The sequence below is a fragment of the Variovorax sp. Varisp53 genome, assembly GCF_059491555.1.
In genome coordinates this window covers 5,309,134-5,332,004 of the sequence record NZ_CP168512.1, presented here as the reverse complement: position 1 = coordinate 5,332,004, position 22,871 = coordinate 5,309,134, and the positions used below count along the sequence as shown (strand labels likewise).

The 22,871-nt window shown below is 67.0% G+C and carries 23 protein-coding genes and 1 pseudogene; 10 read left to right on the top strand and 14 right to left on the bottom strand.

Annotation, left to right across the window (positions count from 1 at the left end; all coding sequences use genetic code 11):
- Positions 1 to 128: 128 nt before the first annotated feature.
- The 6 genes and pseudogenes from lhpI to rtcR all read right to left on the bottom strand — a co-directional run bounded on the left by lhpI (position 129) and on the right by rtcR (position 5,005).
- Positions 129 to 1,076 (bottom strand): bifunctional Delta(1)-pyrroline-2-carboxylate/Delta(1)-piperideine-2-carboxylate reductase, encoded by a 948-nt coding sequence (gene lhpI / locus ACEOAB_RS25075; protein ID WP_413748576.1) that lies wholly within the window; start codon positions 1,074 to 1,076, stop codon positions 129 to 131.
- Between the two features lie 8 nt (positions 1,077 to 1,084).
- On the bottom strand, positions 1,085 to 1,945 hold the full coding sequence (locus ACEOAB_RS25070) for an alpha/beta hydrolase (RefSeq protein WP_413748575.1): 861 nt from the start codon (positions 1,943 to 1,945) through the stop codon (positions 1,085 to 1,087).
- Positions 1,942 to 2,514, bottom strand: coding sequence for a 3'-5' exonuclease family protein (locus ACEOAB_RS25065; protein ID WP_413748574.1), 573 nt, complete (start codon positions 2,512 to 2,514; stop codon positions 1,942 to 1,944). The genes ACEOAB_RS25070 and ACEOAB_RS25065 overlap by 4 nt, the downstream gene beginning before the upstream one ends.
- 6 nt (positions 2,515 to 2,520) lie before the next feature.
- Positions 2,521 to 2,850: a low molecular weight protein tyrosine phosphatase family protein gene (locus tag ACEOAB_RS25060; protein ID WP_413748582.1), complete on the bottom strand. Its 330-nt coding sequence runs from the start codon at positions 2,848 to 2,850 to the stop codon at positions 2,521 to 2,523.
- A 60-nt stretch (positions 2,851 to 2,910) separates the two neighbouring features.
- Positions 2,911 to 3,378 (bottom strand): annotated as a pseudogene (locus ACEOAB_RS25055) (2'-5' RNA ligase family protein); the annotation flags it as partial.
- A 16-nt stretch (positions 3,379 to 3,394) separates the two neighbouring features.
- On the bottom strand, positions 3,395 to 5,005 hold the full coding sequence (gene rtcR / locus ACEOAB_RS25050; RefSeq protein WP_413748573.1) for an RNA repair transcriptional activator RtcR: 1,611 nt from the start codon (positions 5,003 to 5,005) through the stop codon (positions 3,395 to 3,397).
- Between the two features lie 214 nt (positions 5,006 to 5,219).
- Here rtcR and ACEOAB_RS25045 point away from each other — a divergent pair, with 214 nt between their 5' ends.
- The 7 genes from ACEOAB_RS25045 to ACEOAB_RS25015 all read left to right on the top strand — a co-directional run bounded on the left by ACEOAB_RS25045 (position 5,220) and on the right by ACEOAB_RS25015 (position 13,603).
- A complete protein-coding gene (locus ACEOAB_RS25045) occupies positions 5,220 to 6,773 on the top strand; it encodes a vWA domain-containing protein (protein ID WP_413748572.1) in 1,554 nt (517 codons plus the stop codon).
- Positions 6,774 to 7,560: 787 nt separating this feature from the next.
- Entirely contained in the window at positions 7,561 to 8,784 is a 1,224-nt protein-coding gene (locus ACEOAB_RS25040) for an RtcB family protein (protein WP_413748571.1), read from the top strand.
- A 96-nt stretch (positions 8,785 to 8,880) separates the two neighbouring features.
- Positions 8,881 to 9,525 (top strand): zinc-ribbon domain containing protein, encoded by a 645-nt coding sequence (locus ACEOAB_RS25035; protein ID WP_413748570.1) that lies wholly within the window; start codon positions 8,881 to 8,883, stop codon positions 9,523 to 9,525.
- 5 nt (positions 9,526 to 9,530) lie between these two features.
- Complete coding sequence (locus tag ACEOAB_RS25030; protein ID WP_413748569.1) at positions 9,531 to 10,490, top strand: ribonuclease Z; 960 nt, start codon at positions 9,531 to 9,533, stop codon at positions 10,488 to 10,490.
- A gap of 26 nt (positions 10,491 to 10,516) precedes the next feature.
- Positions 10,517 to 11,365 carry a nucleotidyltransferase domain-containing protein gene (locus ACEOAB_RS25025; protein WP_413748568.1) on the top strand — a complete coding sequence of 283 codons (849 nt, stop codon included), beginning with the start codon at positions 10,517 to 10,519 and terminating at the stop codon, positions 11,363 to 11,365.
- On the top strand, positions 11,358 to 12,395 hold the full coding sequence (gene rtcA, locus ACEOAB_RS25020; protein WP_082572134.1) for an RNA 3'-terminal phosphate cyclase: 1,038 nt from the start codon (positions 11,358 to 11,360) through the stop codon (positions 12,393 to 12,395). Before ACEOAB_RS25025 ends, rtcA begins: the two co-directional genes overlap by 8 nt.
- 146 nt (positions 12,396 to 12,541) lie before the next feature.
- Complete coding sequence (locus ACEOAB_RS25015) at positions 12,542 to 13,603, top strand: maleylacetate reductase (protein ID WP_413748567.1); 1,062 nt, start codon at positions 12,542 to 12,544, stop codon at positions 13,601 to 13,603.
- A gap of 27 nt (positions 13,604 to 13,630) precedes the next feature.
- On the opposite strand, the gene ACEOAB_RS25010 is transcribed toward ACEOAB_RS25015, so the two are convergent.
- Together ACEOAB_RS25010 and ACEOAB_RS25005 are read right to left on the bottom strand one after the other, a co-directional pair.
- A complete protein-coding gene (locus ACEOAB_RS25010; protein WP_056595258.1) occupies positions 13,631 to 13,987 on the bottom strand; it encodes a hypothetical protein in 357 nt (118 codons plus the stop codon).
- A gap of 111 nt (positions 13,988 to 14,098) precedes the next feature.
- Positions 14,099 to 15,757 (bottom strand): adenylate/guanylate cyclase domain-containing protein, encoded by a 1,659-nt coding sequence (locus tag ACEOAB_RS25005; RefSeq protein ID WP_495653167.1) that lies wholly within the window; start codon positions 15,755 to 15,757, stop codon positions 14,099 to 14,101.
- Between the two features lie 29 nt (positions 15,758 to 15,786).
- Between ACEOAB_RS25005 and ACEOAB_RS25000 the strand changes: the two genes are divergently transcribed.
- Entirely contained in the window at positions 15,787 to 16,536 is a 750-nt protein-coding gene (locus tag ACEOAB_RS25000; protein ID WP_413748566.1) for a Crp/Fnr family transcriptional regulator, read from the top strand.
- Positions 16,537 to 16,548: 12 nt separating this feature from the next.
- Here ACEOAB_RS25000 and ACEOAB_RS24995 read toward each other — a convergent pair whose 3' ends face one another.
- Both ACEOAB_RS24995 and ACEOAB_RS24990 read right to left on the bottom strand, forming a co-directional pair.
- On the bottom strand, positions 16,549 to 17,016 hold the full coding sequence (locus tag ACEOAB_RS24995) for a DoxX family protein (RefSeq protein ID WP_413748565.1): 468 nt from the start codon (positions 17,014 to 17,016) through the stop codon (positions 16,549 to 16,551).
- 115 nt (positions 17,017 to 17,131) lie between these two features.
- A complete protein-coding gene (locus ACEOAB_RS24990) occupies positions 17,132 to 18,061 on the bottom strand; it encodes a LysR family transcriptional regulator (protein ID WP_413748564.1) in 930 nt (309 codons plus the stop codon).
- 171 nt (positions 18,062 to 18,232) lie between these two features.
- On the opposite strand from ACEOAB_RS24990, the gene ACEOAB_RS24985 reads away from it, so the two are divergent.
- Together ACEOAB_RS24985 and ACEOAB_RS24980 are read left to right on the top strand one after the other, a co-directional pair.
- Entirely contained in the window at positions 18,233 to 19,072 is an 840-nt protein-coding gene (locus tag ACEOAB_RS24985; protein WP_413748563.1) for an intradiol ring-cleavage dioxygenase, read from the top strand.
- 74 nt (positions 19,073 to 19,146) lie between these two features.
- Positions 19,147 to 19,905, top strand: coding sequence for a sulfite exporter TauE/SafE family protein (locus ACEOAB_RS24980; protein WP_007833149.1), 759 nt, complete (start codon positions 19,147 to 19,149; stop codon positions 19,903 to 19,905).
- Positions 19,906 to 20,005: 100 nt separating this feature from the next.
- Here the strand turns inward: ACEOAB_RS24980 and ACEOAB_RS24975 are convergent, their stop codons facing one another.
- The 4 genes from ACEOAB_RS24975 to ACEOAB_RS24960 form a co-directional block, all read right to left on the bottom strand.
- On the bottom strand, positions 20,006 to 20,365 hold the full coding sequence (locus ACEOAB_RS24975) for a DUF1428 domain-containing protein (RefSeq protein WP_007833150.1): 360 nt from the start codon (positions 20,363 to 20,365) through the stop codon (positions 20,006 to 20,008).
- A 73-nt stretch (positions 20,366 to 20,438) separates the two neighbouring features.
- Positions 20,439 to 21,908, bottom strand: coding sequence for a DHA2 family efflux MFS transporter permease subunit (locus tag ACEOAB_RS24970; protein WP_413748562.1), 1,470 nt, complete (start codon positions 21,906 to 21,908; stop codon positions 20,439 to 20,441).
- A 35-nt stretch (positions 21,909 to 21,943) separates the two neighbouring features.
- The gene (locus ACEOAB_RS24965) at positions 21,944 to 22,363 is read right to left on the bottom strand and encodes a VOC family protein (protein ID WP_056595237.1); all 420 of its coding nucleotides are present in this window, start codon (positions 22,361 to 22,363) and stop codon (positions 21,944 to 21,946) included.
- Positions 22,364 to 22,396: 33 nt separating this feature from the next.
- Positions 22,397 to 22,834: a VOC family protein gene (locus ACEOAB_RS24960; protein WP_056595235.1), complete on the bottom strand. Its 438-nt coding sequence runs from the start codon at positions 22,832 to 22,834 to the stop codon at positions 22,397 to 22,399.
- Between the last annotated feature and the right edge of the window lie 37 nt (positions 22,835 to 22,871).

The window sequence follows — 22,871 nt, the reverse complement described above, 5'->3', positions numbered from 1 at the left end:
CCCCGTCGGTAGTTCAGGAGCACGATAGCCCCAATGCACAATATTTACTATTGGCTACAAGGCGTATCTGGATGTTGGGAAAAACCGTCCTGACGGAGGTTTTTTCGCCGAAGACTAAGCCATAAGGCTTAGGCTGTGTCTCTCGATTGCCACACCAGGGTGGCGGCGGCCAGGTCTTCCAACGCGCTTCCGACGGCCTTGAACACGGTGCGTTCCTCGCCGCCGGAGCGGCCCGGGCGCTCTGTGCGGCAAAGGGCGGCGAGGGTGCCGCCGACGTCTTCCGCCCGCAGCGTGCCGGCCGCCATCGCATCGAGCAGGTCGCCGGCTTTCTGCAGCGCCTCGTCGGTGTCGACGAAGGTGCGGGCCCCCGCGAAGCACTGCGCATCGGCCTCGCGCATGGCCGGCGTGAAACTGCCGATCAGGTCCAGGTGCGAGCCCGGTGCCAGCCATTCGCCGCGCACCAATGGCGCGGTGGCCAGCGTGGCGCAACTCACGATGTCGGCCTGGCGCACAGCCGCTTCCAGGTCGGTGGCGGCTTGCGCGTTCCAGCCCTCGGCGCGCCACTGCGCGGCCAGCGTCTCGGCGCCTTCGGCCCGGTGGTTCCACACCCACAGCTCATCGATGGGCCGCACGCTCGCATGCGCGGCAGGAAGCATGCGCGCGATGCGGCCTGTGCCCAGCACCAGCAACCGGCGCGCATCCCGGCGGGCCAGGAACGACGCGCCAAGCGCCGAGGCGGCCGCCGTGCGGCGCGCGGTGATCTCGTTGCCGTCCATCATCGCCAGCGGCACGCCGGTGTGCGCGTCGTACAGCACATAGGTCGCATGCAGGCCGGGCAGGCCGCGCGCGCTGTTGCCCGGAAAGATGTTGATGGTCTTGATGCCCAGGAAGCCCGCATCGCTCCACGCCGGCATGATGAGCACCGTGCCCTTGTTCCCGCCGCTCGAGGCGGTCTCGATGCCGTGCACATGGCGCGGCGGCACCTGCGCCCCGGCAACGAAGGCCGCGTGCAGCGCGGGCACCAGCCGCTCGAAGTCCAGGGGTGCGCGGGTGGCGGCTTCGTCGAAGTGCTTCATGGCGGTTGTCATTGCTGCAGCGGATGTTGCGCGGCCTCGAAGAATGCGGTCAGCGCCTTCCGGTAGGCGGCACCGTAGCGCAGGGCCGTCATCGGTTCGAGGTGGCTGGCGCCCGGTACTTCGATCAGCCGGCGGGGCTCGCGCGCATCGGCCAGCAGGCGCTTCGAATGCGCGAGCGGAATCACCTGGTCGGCCGTGCCGTGGATCAGCAGCAGCGGAACGGGCGACACCGCCGCCACGTACTTCGATGCCGCGTACTCGTCGCTCACGAGCAAGCCGGCGCCCCAGAGCTTTTCGTTGGCAATCGACGAATAGGAATAGAAGGTCGACTCGACGGCCACCGCTTTCACGCCCGCCCTGTTGCCCGAGCCCATCACTGCGATCGCGTTGGTGCCGCCCAGGCTCTGCCCGAACAGAAACAGCCGCTCGGGGTCGAGGTCGCCGCGCGAGCGCACATAGTTCAGCGCGGCGTGGGAGTCCTCGAACACACCCTTGGGCTCGGGCTTGCCTTCGGACTGGCCGTAGCCGCGATAGTCGAACACGAACACGTTGTAGTCCTGCTTCGGCAGCCAGGCCACGAAGCGCCAGTGCGTGCTCATGTTCTGCGCATTGCCATGGAAGTGCACCACCGTGCCCTTGGCTTCCTTTGGGTTCTGGCGGTTCTCCGCGGGCAGGAACCAGCCGCTCAGGCGCGTGCCGTCGGCACTGGCGAACTGCACGCTCTCGTAGCGCAGGCCCAGCACGTCGGGTGTTTCGTAGCGCACGCTGTCGGGGTAATAGAACAGCGATTGGACGCAGCCCGCCAGCATGAGCGGCAGCGCACACAGCGCCAGCCTCTTGCACCATCGGCGGACCGAGTGGTTCGTCATGACTGTTTGCCCGAGGCGGTCGCTCGATTTTCTGCAAGCATGTTGCAGAAGAGGGCACCCTGCTCGATGGCGTCGTCGAGCGCGACGTGCGTGTGCGGCAGCTTGTCGAACCAGCGGCGCGGCATCGCGCGCTTGGTGCTCTCGCGGTAGTCGAGCCCAAGCATGGCCATCGCGAACGACTTGACGTCGAGCGCCGAGTGGCTGAACGGGCTCTCGCCGGCGAAGCGCATCAGGTACCAGTAGACGAACAGGAAGTCGAAGCCCGCCGGGTAGGCGACGAACACCGGCCGCGCCGGCAGGCCCTTGAGCCAGCTCACGTAGTTCTTCATGGCGTGGGCCGGGTCCTGCAGTTCGGTGCGACAGGCGGCCCATGCATCGGGCTGGGTCTTCCACCACGCGGCAGTCTTCGGATCGGCCTCGGCGCCCGGCAGGGTGTGCAGGTTCGCGCTGAAGGTGGATATGAGCTGCTTGTCGGCCGTGTAGGCGGCCGAGCCGAAGCTGAGCATCGAGTTCGGCCCGGGGATGGGGCCGTCGGATTCGATGTCCGTGCTTATGTAGATTTCTGACATTGGGCGCTAGTCGATTTCAAGGATGGACCCCACCGAGCGTTCGAGTTCCTCGATCAGCTCCGGGTCCATGTACTTGTAGTCGTCGGGAATGTCGAGCACGTGGATCGGCTTGCCTTCGAGCATCCGCGTGAACTCGGCCACCAGCCGCGACTTGTGTTTTTCTTCCATCACGAGGATGACGTCGGCCCATTCGATGTCGTCGACGGAAACTGTATGCCGCGCATTCGGACTGGTGCCGGCGGAGCGCGCGGAGATCAGCGGGTGCTTGCGCCAGATGCGTTCTGCGGTCGGGCTGCGCCACTGGTTGCGGCTGCAGATGAAGAGGACGTTGCGCATGGGTGCCGGTGCTTTGGGCAGTCGGAAGACGTGCATGTCCTGCCAGCGCCCCGACGAGTTTTCGATCAGCGTGACTTCGGTGCAGTTCGCATGCGCGGCGCCCGATGCGAGAAGGCGCGCCTCCAATTCGGCAACCGCCGCGTCCGCATCGAGCGCGTTGCCGTGCGCCACCGACAGATGCGGAATGACACCTTCGTGCTCGCCGCCATACGGCGGGAAATCGAGAAATGCATGCGCGAGCGCCAGTGTCATTTCGATGAAGGGGGCGGCCGGTTCCGGTGCGAGGTATGCGGTTTCGGGAAAGCGCCCGACCTTGCCCAGGGAGAAGGCAAACGAAGGCGTCCGATTCAGAGCCTGCCGCGCGTGCTCCAGCACTTCGGGTGTGATCAGCGCAGGGTCCATGAAAGGAACGAGCACCGTGACGTGCGCCGGCACACCCAGTGCGACGGTCGCGTCGTAGCGGCGGCGCAAGTCCTCGACGAGAGGCTCGGCGGCGGGGACTTTCACGGCGAATGCAGAGATGGCCATCGCGGCGGAGGATAGCTCAGGCGTCGGCGATCCGGCCCCACTCGAGCCCGTGCTTGGCGAGGTACTTGCGCAGCCTGTCCGCGTCGTTCACCACGCTGCGCTGCGCGCGTGAGGCCTGGAACAGCTGGCGGCCCGCATCCGACAGGCTGCGCGACTGCCGGCACACGTGCATCACTGCCTCGAGCTGGAGCCGATCGAACAGGTCGAGCGCCGCCGCGCGTTCCTCGCCGAGCAGCGCATCCAGGTCGACGCCGTTGCCCTCGGCCGGTGCGGCGGCACCGGCATGCTTCCACAGCCACCGCAGCCGCGCGATCTCCGCCTCGACCAGTGCCACCGGGATGCGTCCGCCATCGGCCAGCGTCGCCAGCCGTGTCACGCTCGCGGAGAGATCGCGGAAGTTGCCGCTCCAGATCGCCTCGCCGCTCTGCGCAAAGCGCAGATAGGCCGCGCGCGCCTCGGCGTTGAAGCGCACCACGCGATGGTTCTCCGCCGCGTGAAGGGCCAGCAGGTGGTCGACGTTGGGCTCGATGTCTTCGGGCCGCTGCGCGAGGCCCGGCAGGTCGTAGGTCCAGAGGTTGATGCGCGCGAACAGGTCTTCGCGGAAGCGCCCCTCGGCCACGTCGCTGCGCAGGTCGCGGTTGGTGCCGGCGATCAGCTGGAAGTCGCTTTCCACCTCCTTGTCGGCGCCCACGGGGAAGAAGCGCTTCTCCTCGATCGCCTTCAGCAGCATTGCCTGCTCGTCGGGCCCGAGCTCGCCGATCTCGTCGAGGAAGAGAGCGCCCTGGTGCGCGGTGCGCAGCAGGCCCGCGCGGTCGGCCGCGGCGCCGGTGAATGAGCCCTTCTTGTGACCGAACAGTGTCGAGGCCGCGCCGTCGCCGCGCAGCGTCGCGCAGTTCACTTCGACGAACGGCCCAGTCATCTGGTGGCGCGCCTGCTTCAGCTCGAACATGCGCCGCGCCAGGAACGACTTGCCCGCACCGGTGGGCCCGACCAGCAGGATCGGCGCGCGCGAGCGCACGGCCACGCGCTCGATCTCGTCGATCAGCGCATTGAAGCGCGCATTGCGCGTGGCGATCCCGCTCTTCAGGAACGCGACCGCATCGCGCTGCTCGGCATCGAAGCGCCGCGCGATCACGTCGTAGCGCGAGAGGTCGAGATCGATCAGCGTGCACTTGCCGGCCTCGCCTTCGCGCTGCTTCTTCGGCGGCGAGGTCTGCGCCAGCACGCCGGGCACAACGCGCGATTCGGACAGCAGGAACATGCAGATCTGCGCGACGTGCGTGCCGGTGGTGATGTGCGTCCAATACTGCTCGCGCTCGGTGTCGAAGGGGTAGCCGCGCGCCCAGTCGTACAGGCGCGTGTAGACCTCGCCGAAGTCCCACGGGTCCTCGAGATCGATCGGCACGAGATTGACCGTGGTCTCGGGCGACACGGTGGCGATGTCGGCCTTCACCACCTCGGCCAGCGCCTTGTGCCGCAGTGTGTAGAGCAGCTCCATGCGCGCGACGACCATGTCCTCGTGCTGTGCGAGCGAGACCGTGGGGCGCCACTTGTTCCAGCGACCCGCGCCCTGGCCGGCGTCGAGCTGGGTGCCGAGGAAGCCGATGACGACGATGGGTTTCTTCATTAATTGGATAAATAGCTATCCAAAATTATAAGAAATGAATGTGATCCAGAGGCCGGTTTGCCGCGCTCGGATGTTCGAAAGTGGAAAAATTTCAATCAAATCAACAGCTTGAAAGATTGATTCGTCGAGGGCGAGTGCGCTGGCACACCCGTTGCAATAAGGATCACAACTCAAGAAGACAACCGAACAAAAGAACCGAACAAGGAGAAGTCACATGGCCAACCTTCAACTCTTCCAGACGCTGCGCGGTGCCCTGCAACCCGCTGCCGATGTCCGCAACGAAGCCGGTGGCGCCGCCTATGCGCTGTCGCCCAAGCACCGTCTGGCGCAACTCGCGGCCACCGGTTGCCTGAACAACACGTTCTACGCGCAGGCTCAGGATCAGCTCGACGCCGTGCTGGCTCTGGCCCGAGAAGTCGATCCGCTGTTCGTGGCCAAGACGGCCGTGTACGTCCGCCGCGCAGGCCACATGAAGGACATGCCGGCACTGCTGGCCGCCACGCTGGCGGTGCGCGATGTATCGCTGCTGGCCAAGGTGTTTGGCCGCGTGGTCGACAACGGCAAGATGCTGCGCAACTTCGTGCAGATGCTGCGTTCCGGCGCGGCGGGCCGGAAGTCGCTCGGTACACGTCCGAAGAAGCTGGTGCAGCAATGGCTGCTCGAAGCGACCGAAGCGCAACTGCTGAACGCTGCCGTGGGCAACACGCCGTCGCTGGCCGACGTGGTGAAGATGGTTCACCCGAAGCCCGCCGAAGCCTGGCGTGCCGCGTGGTTCGCATGGCTGATCGATCGTCCGTATGCATTGGAGGCGCTGCCTCCGGTCACGCAGGCCTTCGAACGCTTCAAGCGCGATCGTACGCAGGATGTGCCCGACGTGCCCTTCCAGATGCTGACCGCGCTGGAACTGGATACGCAGGCCTGGGCGCAGATCGCGCAGCGTGGTTCGTGGCAGATGGTGCGTCAGAACCTGAACACCTTCGCTCGTCACGGCGTGTTCGCATTGCCCGGCCTCGCCGAAGCGGTGGCCGCCAAGCTGCGCGATCCGCTGGCGGTGGCAAAGGCTCGCGTGCTGCCGTACCAGCTGATGGCCGCTTGGAAGGCCGCCGGTGCCGATGTGCCGCATGTGGTGAAGGAGGCGCTGCAAGACGCGATGGAACTCGCGCTGGCCAATGTGCCGCAGTTCGAGGGCCGCGTGGTGGTGTGTCCGGACGTGTCGGGCTCGATGAGCTCGCCGGTGACGGGTCACCGCGGTTCGGCTACCACGACGGTGCGATGCATCGACGTGGCCGCGCTGGTTGCTGCTGCTGTGCTGCGCCGCAATGCGGATGCGCGTGTGCTGCCTTTCGAGACGAAGGTGGTTTCGCTGCAACTGAATCCTCGCGATTCGGTGATGACCAACGCGGCCAAGCTGGCGGCGGTGGGCGGCGGCGGTACCTCGTGCAGCGCGCCGCTGGCGTTGCTGAACCGCGAGAAAGCGCATGCCGATCTGGTGGTGCTGGTGTCGGACAACGAGTCGTGGGCCGACCCTGCACGTGGCCGCGGTACCGCAACCATGCAGGAATGGGCAGCGTTCAAGAAGCGCAACCCGAAGGCGCGGATGGTGTGCATCGACATCCAGCCTTATGCGACCACTCAGGCGCAGGAGCGTGACGATGTGCTGAACATCGGTGGCTTCAGCGACGAAGTGTTCAAGCTGCTGGCGGTGTATGCCGCGGGCGGCCTGGGCGCCGACCATTGGGTGGGTGTGATCGAGGAAACCTCGGTCTGAGAGTGCGAGGGCGTCGCGGGTCTTGCTCGCGGCGCTCCCCGCCGATCGAATTGATGTCGTCGTCCGGCGAATGCAGATGTGAGTACATCCAACCATGTTCTCCTCACATCGATCGTTAGTCGCCGGACGGGGACGCGAAGTTGAAGTGCGAATGCAAGCAGGACTACATCTGGCACGGCCGGGGTTCGAATCCCAGCGCCAGCGTGCTGGCGTGGCCTATGTCTTGTCATCCTTGTCGCACTGTTTTTTTCAGCGAATGCTGGTGGAACTACAGAGTCTTAATCTCGTGGTCGCGGGTTCGAATCCCGCCGGTCGAAAGACCGTAGCTCAGTGGTTAGAGCACGACGTTTCGCCGACTCTTGTCGCTGCTTTTTTGTTTCGAGGTGAATGCAGGTGGGTTTACAGGTAAGAGCGTCATGGTCTTGGCCATGAAGGTCCCGGGTCCGAGTCCCGGTCTGTTTCGGCAGATAGCTCAGTTCAGAACCCGCCGCTCCTGGTCACCTCTTTTTTGGTTTTTGGGCACGCAGGCACAGAAGGGAGCGCCACTGCCAAAAATGTTGATATTGCCGGCAGTCCGGGTAGCACCGGATGCGGCGGGAAAGTCGGTCGACGAGCAAGGTTGAGGATGCAGGTGCTGGCTCCGATGACGGGTCTGTCACTGGCGCGCGTTTCCAATCGTCGACTGGGCCGCTGGATTGAAACACCACGGTCGCCGTATTGATGCGGGTTCGAATCCCGCCGTGTCCACCATTGGTGAGAAAGTACAGATAGAGAAAGAGAGATGGAAATGGAAAAGAACTACAACCTGCACGAAGTCGAGAATGGCGTGCCCGTGAAGATGTGGACCCGCGGCGTGCCCGTGGAAGCCGAAGCGCAGAAGCAGCTCGAGAACGCCGCCCGCCTGCCGATCGTGTTCAAGCACATCGCGGCCATGCCCGACGTGCACTACGGCATCGGCGCGACCGTGGGTTCGGTGATCCCGACCTTCAAGGCCATCATCCCGGCCGCGGTGGGCGTGGACATCGGTTGCGGAATGATGGCGTGCAAGACCACGCTGCACGCCAACGACCTGCCCGATAACCTGGGACCGCTGCGCTCCGCGATCGAGAAGGCCGTGCCGCACGGCTCGAACCCCAAGCGCATGGGCCGCGACAAGGGCTCGTGGGAGACGCCTCCCAACGAAACCGACGTGGCCTGGGCCGGGTTGGTGGACGAGTTCGATGCGATCTGCGAGAACTACCCGCGACTGAAGAACACCAACAACCACAAGCACCTGGGAACGCTGGGTACGGGCAACCACTTCATCGAGGTGTGCCTTGATGAAGCGGGTTCCGTGTGGTTCATGCTGCACTCGGGTTCGCGCGGCGTGGGTAACGCCATCGGTACGCACTTCATCGAGCTTGCCAAGAAGGATGCCGAGCTGCACCAGCGCAACCTGCCCGATCAGGATCTGGCGTACTTCGAGGAAGGCGCCAAGTACTTCGGCGACTACGTGCGTGCGGTGGGCTGGGCCCAGAAGTTCGCGCGAGCGAACCGCGAAGTGATGATGCAGCGCGTGGTCGCGGCCGTGCGCAAGGTCATCACCAAGCCTTTCGAGGCACACGTGGAAGCGGTGAACTGCCACCACAACTACGTGAGCCGCGAGACGCACTTCGGTGAAGACGTGCTCGTGACCCGCAAGGGCGCGGTGAGCGCGAAAGCCGGCGAGCTGGGAATCATCCCCGGCAGCATGGGCGCCAAGAGCTTCATCGTGCGCGGAAAGGGCAACCCCGAGAGCTTCATGAGCTGCAGCCACGGCGCCGGTCGAAAGATGAGCCGTACCAAGGCCAAGAAGCTCTACACCGTGGCCGACCAGATCGCCGCGACCGAAGGCGTGGAATGCCGAAAGGATGCCGACGTGATCGACGAGATCCCAATGGCCTACAAGGACATCGACGCGGTGATGGACGCGCAGAAGGACCTGGTGGAAGTGGTCTACACGCTCAAGCAGGTCGTATGCGTGAAGGGGTGAAAACGAGGCCGATCCGCGGCCTCATGGGTGCGGTGTTGTAGGAGGAAGGGTTCGGCCCGCTTTCGCAACACCGTACGTATTGCGAAGGTTTGAAAGATGAAGAAAAGCAACAAGCAACGCCGCGCCGAGATCAAGGCGCGTCGCCTCGAACGCGCCGCCGCGTCGGCTGCACGTCTGCGCTTGCCGGATGTCCGCCTGCCGCAGCCAGCCTTCGCATTTGCGATCGGCTGCGAGCCGGCGGATCAGCACGTCCTGCAGCAGTACAACAACACTTACGGATTGCTGCCGGACTTCTATGTTGCGCGTCCCTTCACCTGCCGCGATTGCGGGGCTGAAGAACTGTGGACGGCGAAGCAGCAGAAGTGGTGGTACGAAGTGGTGCACGGACATATCGACAGCCGCGCCGTGCGATGCCTGGCATGCCGCCGCGCGCGACGCGAGCGCCTGTTGAATGCGGCACCGGGTGCAAACCTCCTGCGCGAGAAGACGGATCGTCTTCGCGCGTTGGGCGCGGTGAAACCGAATGCGCGAGCTGTGGCCGAAGTCGATGCCGCGCTTGAAAGCAAATGGTGGAGCCTGCGCGTCGTGGCGATCCAGACGATGGGCCGCTGGGGAGGTGCGGAGAATCTCGAAAGGCTCAACGCATTCATGGCGGCCCGTGCGGAAGGCGGGCGCCGATACTTCAGTTGGGAGCGCGTCGCCGCGGACGCCGCGAAGAGTGCATTGATGCGCAGGGAGTGATTGAGATGATGATGAAACTGACTTTCCTGGGGACCTCCTCCGGTACCCCCACGCGCCACCGCAACGTCTCCGGCCTCGCGGTGCAGACGGTGCTCGGCGCCGACTGGTTCCTGGTCGACTGCGGCGAGGGCACGCAGCATCGCGTGCTGCAAACGCCGCTGTCGCTGAACGACCTGGCCGCCGTCTGCATCACGCACGTGCACGGCGACCACTGCTATGGCCTGCCGGGCCTGCTCGCGAGCGCGGGCATGAACAAGCGCACGAAGCCGCTGAAGCTGATCGCGCCGCTGCCGGTGTGGGAGTGGTTCGAAGCCACGCGCCAACTGACCGACCTGCACCTGCCCTACGAGGTGGAGCACGTCGATCTGGAGAACCAGGCGCTGGTGTACGAAGCGCCCGGCGTGCGCATCGAGCGCCACCTGCTGCGGCATCGCGTACCGAGCCACGCCTATCGCGTGCAGGTCGAGACGCGGCGCGTGCGGCTGAAGGCCGATGCGCTGCGGGCCGTCGGCCTTCCGCCCGGCCCCGCATGGCGCGCGCTGCAGACCGGCGAGGACGTGCCCTTCAACGGCGATGTGCTGCGCAGTGCCGACTACACGGAAACGCAGATCGACACGGCCGTCGCCGTGCTGGGCGGCGACAACGCCGAGCCCGCGCTGCTGCGCGATGCCTGCCAGGGTGCGCAGCTGCTGGTGCACGAGGCCACCTTCACGCAGGACGCGCTCGACAAGGTCGGCCCCGGGCCGATGCACAGTTCCGCGCGCATGCTGGCCGAGTTCGCGCAAGCCGTGGAGGTGCCGAACCTGGTCCTCACGCATTTCAGCGCACGCCATCAGAACGAAGAGGGCATGGCCGCATTGATGGCGGAGACGCAGGCGCACTACCGCGGCCACGCGTTCCTGGCCAACGACCTGGACGTTTACGAACTCGACAGTGCCGGCAACGTGGCCGTCACCCGAGCCTGATGAGAGAAGAAGAAAAGAAGAAAGTCATGAGCACCGAAAAGGAATTCCTGCGCTCCGCCCACCCCATCGAGCCCGCCATGCGCGCGCAGATCATGGACGCCCTGCGCGACATCGAAGCGAAGAACGACGTGAGCGTGCTGTTCGCCTGCGAATCCGGCAGCCGCGGCTGGGGCTTCGCCTCGCCCGACAGCGACTACGACGTGCGCTTCATCTACGTCAACCGGCTGCCGTGGTACCTCACGGTGCAGCCGCGACGCGACGTGATCGAGGTGCCGATCAGCGGCGACCTCGACATCAACGGCTGGGACCTGCGCAAGGCGCTGGGCCTGATGCGCGAGTCGAACCCGACGCTGCTCGAGTGGCTGCGCTCGCCCATCGTCTACCGCGACGACGTGGTGGCGATGCCGCGTTTCCGCGCGCTGTCGGAGGCGGTGTTCTCCAACGCGCGCGGCTGGCACCACTACAGCTCGATGGCGAAGAAGAACTTCCGCGAGCATCTGCAGGCCGACGAGGTGCGCTACAAGAAGTACCTCTACGTGCTGCGCCCGCTGCTGGCCGCGCGCTGGATCCGCTCGCAGCCCGGCGTACCGCCGATGCGCTTCGCCGACCTGGCGCAGCGCACGCTCGATGCGGCGCGCGACGCCACGCTGATCGACGAGATCAACGCGCTGCTCGAGGTGAAGATGCGCGCCGGCGAAGCCGCGACCAGCCCGCGCTGGCCCGGCATTCATGCGTTCATCGAGTCGGAGCTGGCGGCCAACGCGGCCGAGCCGGTGACGCCGCTGCCGCAAGCCGAAGAGGCCGGCCTCGACGCGTTCCTGCACGAGACGGTGCTGCGTTTCGACAAAGAAGAACAGGAGGCCGCGCATGGTTGAACTCGACGGCTCGCAGGGCGAGGGCGGCGGCCAGATCCTGCGCACCAGCCTCGCGCTGTCGGTGGCCACGGGCCAGCCGCTGGCCATCGAGAAGATCCGTGCCGGCCGCGCCAAGCCGGGCCTGATGCGCCAGCACCTCGCGTGCGTGAACGCGGCCGCTGAAATCAGCGGCGCGAAGGTGGAGGGCGCGGAGCTCGGCTCGCAGTCGCTGCGTTTCGCGCCCGGCCCGGTGCGCGCGGGCGAGTACCGCTTCTCGATCTCCAGCGCGGGCAGCTGCATGCTGGTGCTGCAGACCGTGCTGCCGCCGCTGCTGCTTGCCGGTGCGGCCAGCCGCGTGCACCTGAGCGGTGGCACGCACAACCCGATGGCGCCGCCGTTCCATTTCCTGGAGCGTGCCTTCGCGCCGTTGGTGCGCAGGCTGGGTGCCGACCTGCAGCTGACGCTGCGCCGCTGCGGTTTCTATCCGGCCGGTGGTGGCGAGGTAGAGGCGACGATCGTTCCGGCGGCCGGCGCGCTGCAGCCCTTCGACCTGATGGCGCGTGGCGAACATCGGTCGAGCCATGCCGAATGCCTGGCGCCCGGGCTGCCGCGCCATGTACCGACGCGCGAGCTCGACACGTTGGGCGGCGCGATGGGCTGGTCCGGCGAGCAGCTGCGTTTCGGCACGGCGCGCCAGAACGAAGGCCCCGGCAACGCGTTGCTGGCCACGCTGGCGTACGAGCACGTCACCGAGGTGTTCACGGCGTTCGGCGAGAAGTCGCTGAGCGCCGAGCAGGTGGCGCATGGCCTGGTGAAGGAGCTGCGCGAATTCCAGAAGAGCGAGGCCGCGGTCGGCCCGCATCTCGCGGATCAGTTGGCGCTGCTGCTGGCGCTCGCCGCCTGGCAAGGCAAGAAGGCCTGCGCCTTCACCTGCAGCGAGGTGACGGAGCACACGCGCACCAACTGCGCGGTGATCGAGCGCTTTCTGCCGGTGCGCTTCGCGATCGTCGAGAGCCGCCAGGTCTGCACGGTGCGGGTCTCGCCGGCCTGAGGAAGAGAACGCCGGCGCCGCTGGCTCGGGCAAGCGGAAAAGTCCTTTCCACTCCTGTTGTTGAACAGGGAGCGGCCCGGCGGGATACTCGCGCGATGGGCCGCCGGCACCGGCTGCCTCATGAACATTCGAGAGACAGCAAAGCCATGACCATCCCCCCGTTTGTCTACAACAGCGTGCCGCAGCGCGTGGTGTTCGGCGCCGGTTCGCTGCAGCACCTGGCGCGCGAGATCGATGCGCTCGGTGCGCGCCGGGCGCTCGTGCTGTCCACGCCCGAGCAGCGCCCGCAGGCCGAGCGCGTGGCCGACATGCTCGGCAGCCATGCGGCCGGTGTGTTCGACCGCGCCGTGATGCACGTGCCCATCGAGACCGCGCGCGAGGCGCGCGAGGTGGCGGCCCGGCTGGGCGCGGATTGCGCGGTGGCCATCGGCGGCGGTTCGACCACCGGGCTGGGCAAGGCCATTGCGCTCGATTCGGGCCTGCCGATCCTCGCCATCCCGACCACCTACGCGGGCTCCGAGATGACGCCGATCTACGGCATCACGGAAGCCGGCATGAAGAAGACGGGCAAGGACTTCAGGGTGCTGCCGCGCACGGTGATCTATGACCCCGAGCTGTCTTTGAGCCTGCCCGTGGGCATCAGCGTGACCAGCGGCATCAACGCCATCGCGCATGCGGCCGAAGGGCTCTACGCGGTCGATTCGAATCCGATCATGGACCTGATGGCGCAGGAGGGCATTGCCGCACTGGGCCGCGCGTTGCCCGCCATCCGCGCCACGCCGCACGATCCGGGCGCGCGCAGCGATGCGCTCTACGGCGCATGGCTCTGCGGCACGGTGCTCGGCAACGTCGGTATGGCGTTGCACCACAAGCTGTGCCACACGCTGGGCGGCAGCTTCAACCTGCCGCACGCCGAGACCCACACCATCGTGCTGCCGCATGCACTCGCCTACAACGCCGAGGCGGCGCCGCAGGCCATGGCGCGCATCGCGAAGGCACTGGGGGGGAGCAGCGCCGCGCAGGCCGTGTACGACCTCGCGCGCGACAACGGCGCGCCGGTCGCGCTGCGCGACATCGGCATGAAGGAATCGGACCTCGACCTGGCCTGCGAGCACGCGCTCAAGAACCAGTATCCCAATCCGCGCCCGCTGGAGCGCGCTGCGATCCGCGCCTTGCTGCAGGACGCCTGGGAAGGTGCGCGGCCCTGAACCGGCGGAGCAGGGCCGCGCCGCTGTTTACAGGCCGGCCTGGCGCGTGAACGACACCGTCGGCTTCTTGTAGGCCGAGGGCACTTCGTCGCGGTAGAAGGCGCGGCGGTCCAGGCTTTGCAGCGGGTTGTGTGCGGCGGCCACGGCCTGGTCGCGCACGGCGCTGCGGTCGAGCGTGGAGTTGACGGCCACGGTGCCTTCGGCGGCGCTGTCCGAGTACGGGTTGCCCTCGCGCGCGGCGGCAATGGCTTCGGCCTTCACGTCGGCACGGCTGGCGAATGGGGTGATGGCCTGCACGCCTTCGTAGCTTTCGGCATGTGCGCCGGCAGCGCCCAGCAGGGCGAGAGCTGCGGCGGAAACGGCGATGAGTTGCTTGGTGTTCATGGGAGTCCCTTTGGATGTCTGTGTGGGCGGCGGACATTCGTCGTTGCCACGAGATGCAGTGTGAAACCGCATCGTGGTTTGCGCTGTGCGTTTGCGCACCGCTTTCGGCGATCACGCAGGTGCGCGGAGCACTTCGAGCGGTTCGGAGCGGCCGCGCACGGTGAGCGTTTCGACTGCGCCCATCGCATCCGCCACGCCGGCCTGCTCGGCCGCGAACAGCGACACGACGAGGCGCGATGCCGCGGTCTTCGAGTGGTCCTGCAGCCGGCTCGCGGTGTTGACCACTTCGCCGATGGCCGTGAAGGTCGTGGTCTCCAGGTAGCCCACTTCACCCACCGCCGCGCGCCCCGCGTGCAGGCCCATGCCGAACTCCAGCCGCTGGCCGAACTGCGCCTCGAAGCCTTCGCTCCATGCGTCCATGCGCTGGCCGATCAGCTCGGTGGCGCGCAGCGCCTGCCTGCAGGCGGTGGGAAGGTCGCACTCGAGTCCGAAGATCGCCATCACGCTGTCGCCTATGAACTGGTTGGGCACGCCGCCGCTTTCGCGCACGGCTGCGCCCACGGTGGCGAAGTAGCGGTCGAGCACATAGGCCAGGTCGAAGGGCCACTGCCGCTCTGACAGGCCCGACCAGCGCCGCAGGTCGACGAACAGGATCGCCACGTCGCGCTCGCGCCCGAAGCTGCCGACCGGAGCGGGCCGGCCTTCGTTGGGCAGCGGCGCGAACAGCGGCGTGACCTCGATGTCGCCGCGTGGGCGCAGCTGGCAGGCCAGGCGCACGTCGGCCGGTGCGCGCACGCGTTCGAGCGTGCGCTGCTCGTCGCGGCCGGGCTCGCCGATGTGCTCGGCCGGGCCGGCCACGCGCACGCGGCAGGTCGAGCAGCGCGCCCGGCCACCGCAGATCGAGACGTGCGCGATGCCGTGCGAGCGGCACGCCTCCAGCACGCTCCAGCCGCGCGGCACCTCCACCGTGCGACCGGGGTAGCGCAGCGCCACGGACGGTTGCCGCGACCAGCGCGCCAAGCCGTTGCGTCCCCAGCGCGCCGCGAGCAGCGCGACCAGCGCCAGCCCGTAGAACCACTTGATGCCGCCTTCGGCCGCATTGAGCGCCTTGCCCTGCTCAGGCGTCGGCAGCGTGACCGGTGGCACGCCGGTCCACTGGAACTCGCGCCCCATCGACACGAAGCCCATTGCCGCCATCAGCGGCAGCGCCACCGCGATGGCCAACAGCAGATGGGAGAAGCGCCGCCAGGCCGGTTTCGCCCGCAGCGCGAAGTGCAGGCCCAGGCAGCCGTGGGCCCAGGCCGCGAGCATCATCACGAGCTGCGCGGCCGCGCCTGGCCAGTCCCACAACCCCCAGACCACGCGCACGTACGAGCCCTCGATGCCATAGGCCAGGTAGGCGCCGCGCATGGCCGTGAGGTGCGTGGCCAGCAGCAGCGGCAGCGCGAAGCCGAGCAGCACGCGCAGGCCTTCGAGCGGCGGCATGCGCAGCGTGCGGCGCTCCCACAGGGCGACCACGGCCAGCGCCAGGTGCACAGCGGCCGCCCCATACAGCAGCACCGTGCCCGGCAGGCTGTGCCAGAACTTCTGCACGCCGCGCAGCACGGTCTCGGCTGCGGCAAAGGAATAGATGCCCAGCGAATGGTTCAGCAGGTGCGCCGTGACGTAGGCCATCAGCACCAGCCCGCTCGCCCAGCGGAGATTGCGCCGTGTCGGCGGTCTCAGCGGAAAAATGGGGCCCGAAGGGGTGCGGGGGGAACGTCTGTCCATGAACGGGTTCGAAGCGGCACCCGAGCATAATGCGCGCGCCCCCACCGACCCCCGGCATGGCCAAACCTGAACCTTCCTCTCCCCGCTCCAGCCTTGCACTGCGCCAGATCGCGCTGCTCGAAGGCCTTTCCGACCAGCGCCTGGACCTGCTGGCCCAGCAATGCCTGTGGCACAGCGTGGAGGCCGGCAAGCCCTTGCTGCTGCGCGCCGAGCAGCAGGGCGAGGTGTTCCTGCTGGTGTCGGGCCGGGTGCGGGTGACGACCTATTCGGCCAACGGCCGGCAGGTCACCTTCCGCGATTCCGAAGCCGGCGAGCACTTCGGCGATATCGCCGCCATCGACGGCGGCCCGCGCTCCGCCGACGTGGTCACGCTGGAGCCCAGCGTGGTCGCCAGCCTCGACCGCGCCGCTTTCATGGCCCTGCTGCGCGACGAGCCGCTGGTGGCCGAGCGGGTGATGCTGCGGCTGGCGTCATTGGTGCGCCAACTGTCGGAGCGCGTCATCGACCTGAGCACCCTCGGCGTGCAGAACCGGCTGCATGCCGAACTGCTGCGCCTGGCCCGCGCAGCCGGCGTGGAGGGCAACCAGGCCCGGCTCGACCCGGCGCCCAAGCACGCGGCGCTGGCCAGCCAGATCAGTACCAACCGCGAGCAGGTGACGCGCGAGCTCAATGTGCTGGTGCGCAGCGGCGTGCTGCGCAAGGACGACAAGGCGCTGCTGGTGGCCGATGCCGCCCGCCTCGAAGCTATGGTCTCGCAGGTCAGGGGCGACGCCGGCTAAGCCGGAAAGCGATCAGTTCCAGCGGCCCTTGACGCCACCGATGGAGAAGCGGCCGGCGCCCAGCAGCACCACCGTCAGCGCGCCGAACAGGTACAGGCCCTGCAGTTCCAGCGCCCAGCCGCCCTGCTTGGTCATTGCGAACAGGTCGGCCATGTGCACGAGGCCGAAGGCCACCAGCATGTTGATGACCACCACCGCGGCCGCCGCGCGGGTGAAGACGCCGGCAATCATCAGCAGCGGCGCGGCGATCTCGCCCACGTACACGAGGTAGGCCAGCCCGCCCGGCAGGCCGGCCTTGGCCAGCATGCCGCCGATGAAGCCCACGCCGGCCGACAGCTTGAAGATGCCGTGCAGCAGCACCAGGAAACCGACCGTCACGCGGATCAGCAGCTTGCCGGAATCGTCCAGCGTGGAGGGGGAGAGGGCGGACAGCGGCGATGCGATCGGCGATTGCGCGAGGTTGGCGGCCTGGGTGTTCATGGCGGGTCCTTGGAAATGGAAGGCCGCCGCGGAATGCGACGGTTGCGGTTCCAGTGTGCGGAGCCGCCGAAAACCCGGATGTGCGTTTACGCACATGTTTTGGCAGAAAGGCCCGTCAGCGCATGCCGAAGTGCCCGGTCCATTTCCGCTCGTACTCCATCTTTGCGAAGTGCGCGGCCATGAAGTCGATGAAGCTGCGCACCTTCGCCGACAGGTGCTTGCGGCTGGGATACGCGAGGTTGATCGTCAGGTGCGGGAGGTCCCAGTCTTCCAGCGTGGGTACCAGCCGGCCGGCCACGATGTCCTCGTACACGATGTAGGTCGGCTGCACGAGGATGCCCATGCCGTCGAGCGCGGCGGCGCGCAGCACCTGGCCGTCGTTCGATTCGAGCAGCCCCGTCACCGGCACCGTGTGCGTTTCCCCATTCCGGCTGAAGCGCAGCTCGTTCGGGTTGTTGGCATGGGTGTAGATCAGCAGCTTGTGCTGCTTCAGTTCGTCCAGCGTCTTCGGAAATCCATGCTGCGCGAAGTAGCGCGGCGAGGCCGCGAGGATGCGCCGCGTCTCGCCGAGCCGGCGGATCGTCACGTTGGAGTCGGGTTCGTACTCGCGCGTGCGGATCGCCACGTCGATGTTGTTGTCGATCAGGTCGAAGTAGCGGTTGGCGGCTTCCACGTGCACCCTCACGCCGGGGTAGCGCTGGGTGTACTCGCGCAGCAGCGGCGCGATGTGGTGGACCGAGAACGAGAGCGAGGCCGTGACGCGCAGCGTGCCCGTCGGGTTGAGCGCGGTGGCGTTCACCGTCGATTCGGCATCCGAGAGGTCGGCCAGGATGGTCCGGGCGCGGGCGCAGAACTCGCGGCCGGTGTCGGTCAGGTACAGGCGGCGGGTATTGCGCTCGACCAGCCGCGCGCCGAGCCGGGCTTCGAGCGCGCCCAGGTGGCGGCTCGCGGCAGCGTTCGACAGGCCCAGCGCCTCGGCTGCGCGGCTCAGGCTGCCGGCATCGGCGATCTGCACGAGCAGGGCGATTTCGGTCCAGCGGTCCATGGGGCGTTGTTTCCGGGGCTTGTCTTTGGTCGGGCCGGGCGATTTTGGCGCAGGGCGGGCGCGACCGTTCCGCTGGCCGGAAAAATCATTTGCGCCCAGGTGCTTTCAGGGCAGCGGTGCGCGACCTACAGTGCGTCGTACCCGACGACCAGACCCCATGGAGACATCACGATGCGCAACCTCGACCAGGACAACATCACCCAGGCTGTGCTCGCGCGCTTCGCCGACACGCCCGACCCGCGCCTGCACGAGATCATGACCAGCCTGGTGCAGCACCTGCACGCCTTCGCGCGCGAAGTGAAGCTCACCGAGGAAGAGTGGTTTCAGGGCATCCAGTACCTGACCGCCACCGGGCAGAAGTGCGACGACAAGCGGCAGGAGTTCATCCTGCTGTCGGACGTGCTGGGCCTGTCGATGCTCACCATCGCGATGAACAACGACAAGCCGGCGGGCTGCACCGAGGCCACCGTGTTCGGCCCCTTCTACTTCGACGGCGCGCCCGAGTACGAGCACGGCGACGACGTGGCCAACGGCGCCGAGGGCGAACCCTGCGACGTGTTCGCTACGGTGCGCGGGCTCGATGGCGAGCCGGTGCCCAACGCCGTGGTCGACGTGTGGCAGGCCGACGCGGGCGGCCACTACGACGTGCAGCACCCCGGGCTCGACCATGCCGAGAACCGCGGCACGCTGCGCACCGGGCCCGATGGCTCGTTGCATTTCCGCAGCGTGGTGGCGGTGGCCTATCCAATCCCGGTCGACGGCCCCGTGGGCGACCTGCTGCGCGCCACCAGGCGCCACCCGTGGCGGCCCGCGCACCTGCATTTCAAGATCGAGGCATCGGGCTACGAGCGGCTCATCACCCACGTGTTCCGCGACGGCGACGAATGGCTCGACTCCGATGCGGTGTTCGCGGTGCGCCAGTCGCTGGTGGCGCCATGGACGAAGCAGGCCAACGGCCGCTGGCGGCTCGATTTCGACTTCGTGCTCAACCCGTTGAAGCAGCCCGCCTGATCGAGCTGCGCCCCGTCCTGCTACGCTCGCGAAGCCTGCCACCCGGCAGGCTTTTTTCTGCGCTTTCCCTTCCCATGGCCTTTCCCCTGATCACCGACCCGCATTTCTACGCGGTCGCCATTCCCGCCGTGCTGCTGCTCGGCATCAGCAAGAGCGGCTTCGGCGCGGGCTTCGGCTCGCTCGCGGTGCCGATGATGGCGTTGGCCGTCACGGTGCCGCAGGCTGCGGCCATCCTGATGCCGCTGTTGCTGCTGATGGACGTCCTGGGCATTGCCGCGTTCAGGCGCGACTTCGACCGTTCGCTGCTCAAGTTCCTGATTCCGTTCGGGCTGCTGGGCACGGTGATCGGCACGCTGTTGTTTCGCGCGCTGCCGGCGCACACGGTGGCGGGCATCGTCGGCGTGTTCACGCTGCTGTTCCTGGCGCAGCGGCTGCTGTTTCCGCCGAAGCCCGACGACCCGCTGCCTTCGCGCGGCGTGGGTGCGGTGCTGACCACGGTGTCGGGCTTCACCAGCTTCATCGCGCATGCGGGCGGGCCGCCGATCAACGCCTACGTCATCCCGCTGCGGCTCTCGCCGGTGATCTTCACGGCCACCATGGCCTATTTCTTCTTCGTGGTGAATCTCAGCAAGTGGATTCCCTATGCGTGGCTCGGCCTGCTCGACTTCCGCACGCTGGCCACGTCGCTGGTGCTGATGCCGATCGCTCCCTTGGGCGTGTGGGTCGGCATCCGCATTGCGCGGCGCATCGATGCGACGTGGTTCTATCGCTTCGTGTACCTGGGGATGCTGCTGACGGGCCTGAAGCTCGTCTATGACGGGTTCATTGGCTAATCCCCAGGCTTCGCGCACTTCGTGTCGCTGCGCCAGCCCCCTTGCAGGGGGCAACACCTGCGGCCCGGCAAAGCCGGTTCCGCGGTGTTCCCGAAAGGGGTCAAAACTCGACTATGGATTTGAAGCCGCCGAAGATCATCCGCTTCGCGTCGAAGGGCATGGTCTTCGGGTCCATCGCCGTGATGCGCGGGTCGGCCATGACCTTCGCGTTCACCGTGTCGCGGTGCTTGCGCGATTTGTAGGTGATCCACGAGAAGGCCACCGTCTCATCGGGCTTCTGCTTCACGCTCTGCGGAAACGAGGTCAGCTTGCCGGGCTTCACGTCGTCGGCGATGCATTCCACGTATTCAAGCGCGCCGTATTCCATCCAGACCTTGCCGGCCTTGCGTGCGAGCTTGCGGTAGGCCTCTACGTTCGCGGTGGGAACGGCGACGATGAAGCCGTCTACATAACGAGCCATGAGTGTTCTCCTGAACAAAGAGTGGAAGCGTTGAAGAAAGAAAACAGGCGGTTGCGGCATGGCATGCGGATGTTCACGACGCCGTGCCGCCCGCCGTGCCACGGGGTGCCGCTTCTTCGTTGTTATGCGCCTGCCCCGGCATGGCGGTGCGAAGCAGCAAGGCCCCGATCAAGCCCGCCGCCGCCGCGAACACGGCACCGACGAGAAACGCAAGGTTGTAGCCCCCGGTGAGTGCCAGCGGCATCTGCGCACCGGCGGCTTCCATCGATGCGGAGCGCGCGGCCGCAGCGCTGGCCAGTACGGCCAGGCCCAGCGCGCCGCCCATCATGAACGAGGTGTTGACCACGCCCGAGGCCAGGCCCGAATCGGCCGGGCTCACCTCGCTCATGGCCGCCAGCAGCACCGGGTTGAAGGCCATGCCCGCGCCGAGGCCCAGCAGCATCATGCCGGGCAGCACGTCGACCACGAAGCTGCCGTTGACCGGCGCACGCGCGAACAGCGCCAACCCGACGGCCGCGAGCCAGAGCCCGGCCGCCAGCGGCTTGCGAATGCCGAAGCGCATCACGATCTTCGCGGAGAGGCCGAGCGAGAACACCGCCATGATCACGTTGGCCGGCAGGAAGGCCAGCCCGATCTGCATCGGCGTGTAGTTCAGCACCAGCTGCATGTAGAGCGCCGAGATGAAGAACCACGCGAACATGGCCGCGGCCCACAGCACGCCGACCACGTTGGCCACCGACACGCTGCGCAGCTTGAACAGGCCCAGCGGCATCAGCGGATGCTGCACGCGCGACTCGATGGCGATGAAGATGGCCAGCAGCACCACGGCCGCGCCGAGCAGGCCGAGCGTCTGCGTGGAACCCCAGCCGGCCTCGTTGCCGTTGACCACGCCGTACACGGCGAGCATCAGCGACAGCGTGACGGTGACGGCGCCGGCCACGTCGAGCTTCTCGCCGTGCGCATGGCCGCGCGCGCTGGGCAGCAGCGCCACGCACAGCGCGTACACGGCCACGCCGATCGGCAGGTTGACCAGGAAAATCCAGTGCCAGCTCAGCGTGCTCGTGAGCAGGCCGCCCAGCAGCACGCCGATGCTGCCGCCGCCCGCGCAGACGAAGCCGTACACGCCCATCGCCTTTGCGCGGTCGGCCGGCTCGGTGAAGAGATTCATGATCAGCGAGAGCGACACCGCCGAGACCACCGCACCGCCCAGGCCCTGCACCGCGCGCGCTGCCACCAGCAGGCCCTGCGAGGTCGAGATGCCGCAGGCCAGCGAGGCCAGCGTGAAAAGCACCAGGCCCGCGAGGAACACGCGGCGGTGGCCGTACAGGTCGCCGAGCCGGCCGCCCAGCAGCAGGAAACCGCCGAAGGTCAGCATGTAGGCGTTCACCACCCAGACCAGCGAGGTTTCGGTGAAGCCGAGGTCGGTGCGGATCGAGGGCAGCGCCACGTTCACGATGGTGGTGTCGAGCACGATCATCAGAACGCCCAGGCACAGCACCATCAATGCGAGCCAGCGCTTGCGGCTGTCGAGTTGGTTGGTCATGGGAAGCGAAATTCCTTTGAAACGTTGGGGGCGGCTCAGACCAGCGGCTTGCCGCCGTTGATGAGCCACGGAGTGCCGAAGCGGTCGGTCACCATGCCGAAGCCTTCGACCCAGAAGGTTTTCTCGAAGGGCATTCCGACATGGCCGCCTTCGGCGAAGGCGTCGAAGACGCGGCGGGCCTCGGCCACGGTCTCGATGGTCAGCGCGACGCCGAAGCCCTTCATTCCTTCGTACGGCTGGCCGGGCATGCTGTCGGAGGCCATCAGGATGCCTTCGCCGTAGGCGAGCGAGGCATGCATGATGCGCTTCTTCGCCTCGGGCGGGAACTGCTCGGTGTCGGGAGCTTCGCCGACGGTCATCATCATCTGCATGGTTCCGCCCAGCGTCTTCTCGTAGAAGCGCATGGCCTCGGCTGCGTTGCCGTCGAAGGTCAGGTAGGCGTGGATGTGGGGCATGATTTTTCCTTTCGGGAATTACTTTTCGGTGGCTCAGCCCGCGTGCTCGACCACCAGCAGCCAGCCGACGCCGAAGCGGTCGGTCAGCATGCCGAAGTTCGAGGTGAAGAAGGTCGGGATCAGCGGCTGCGTGACCTGCCCGCCCTCGGACAGCGCGTTGAACCACTTGACGACTTCGGTGTCGGTCTTGGCGGTGAGCGCGAGCATGATGCCCTCGAACTTCGCCTGGCCGGAGCAGCGGCCGTCCGAGGCCATCAGCTCGGTGTCGCCGATGCGGAACACCGCGTGCATCACCTTGCTGGCATCGGGCATCGCGCCGCCGCAGCTGGCGTCCGCGTTGTCCGAAGGGGCTCCGGCAGGCGCTTCGCTGTAGCGCATGAGCCGCACGACCTCGGCGCCGAGCGCCTTCTTGTAGAAGCCGAGCGCTTCGTCGCAGCGGCCTTCGAAGGAGAGGTAAGACTGGACTTTCATGGCGGTTCCTTTGAACTGAAGAGGTGATTCGGGAAGC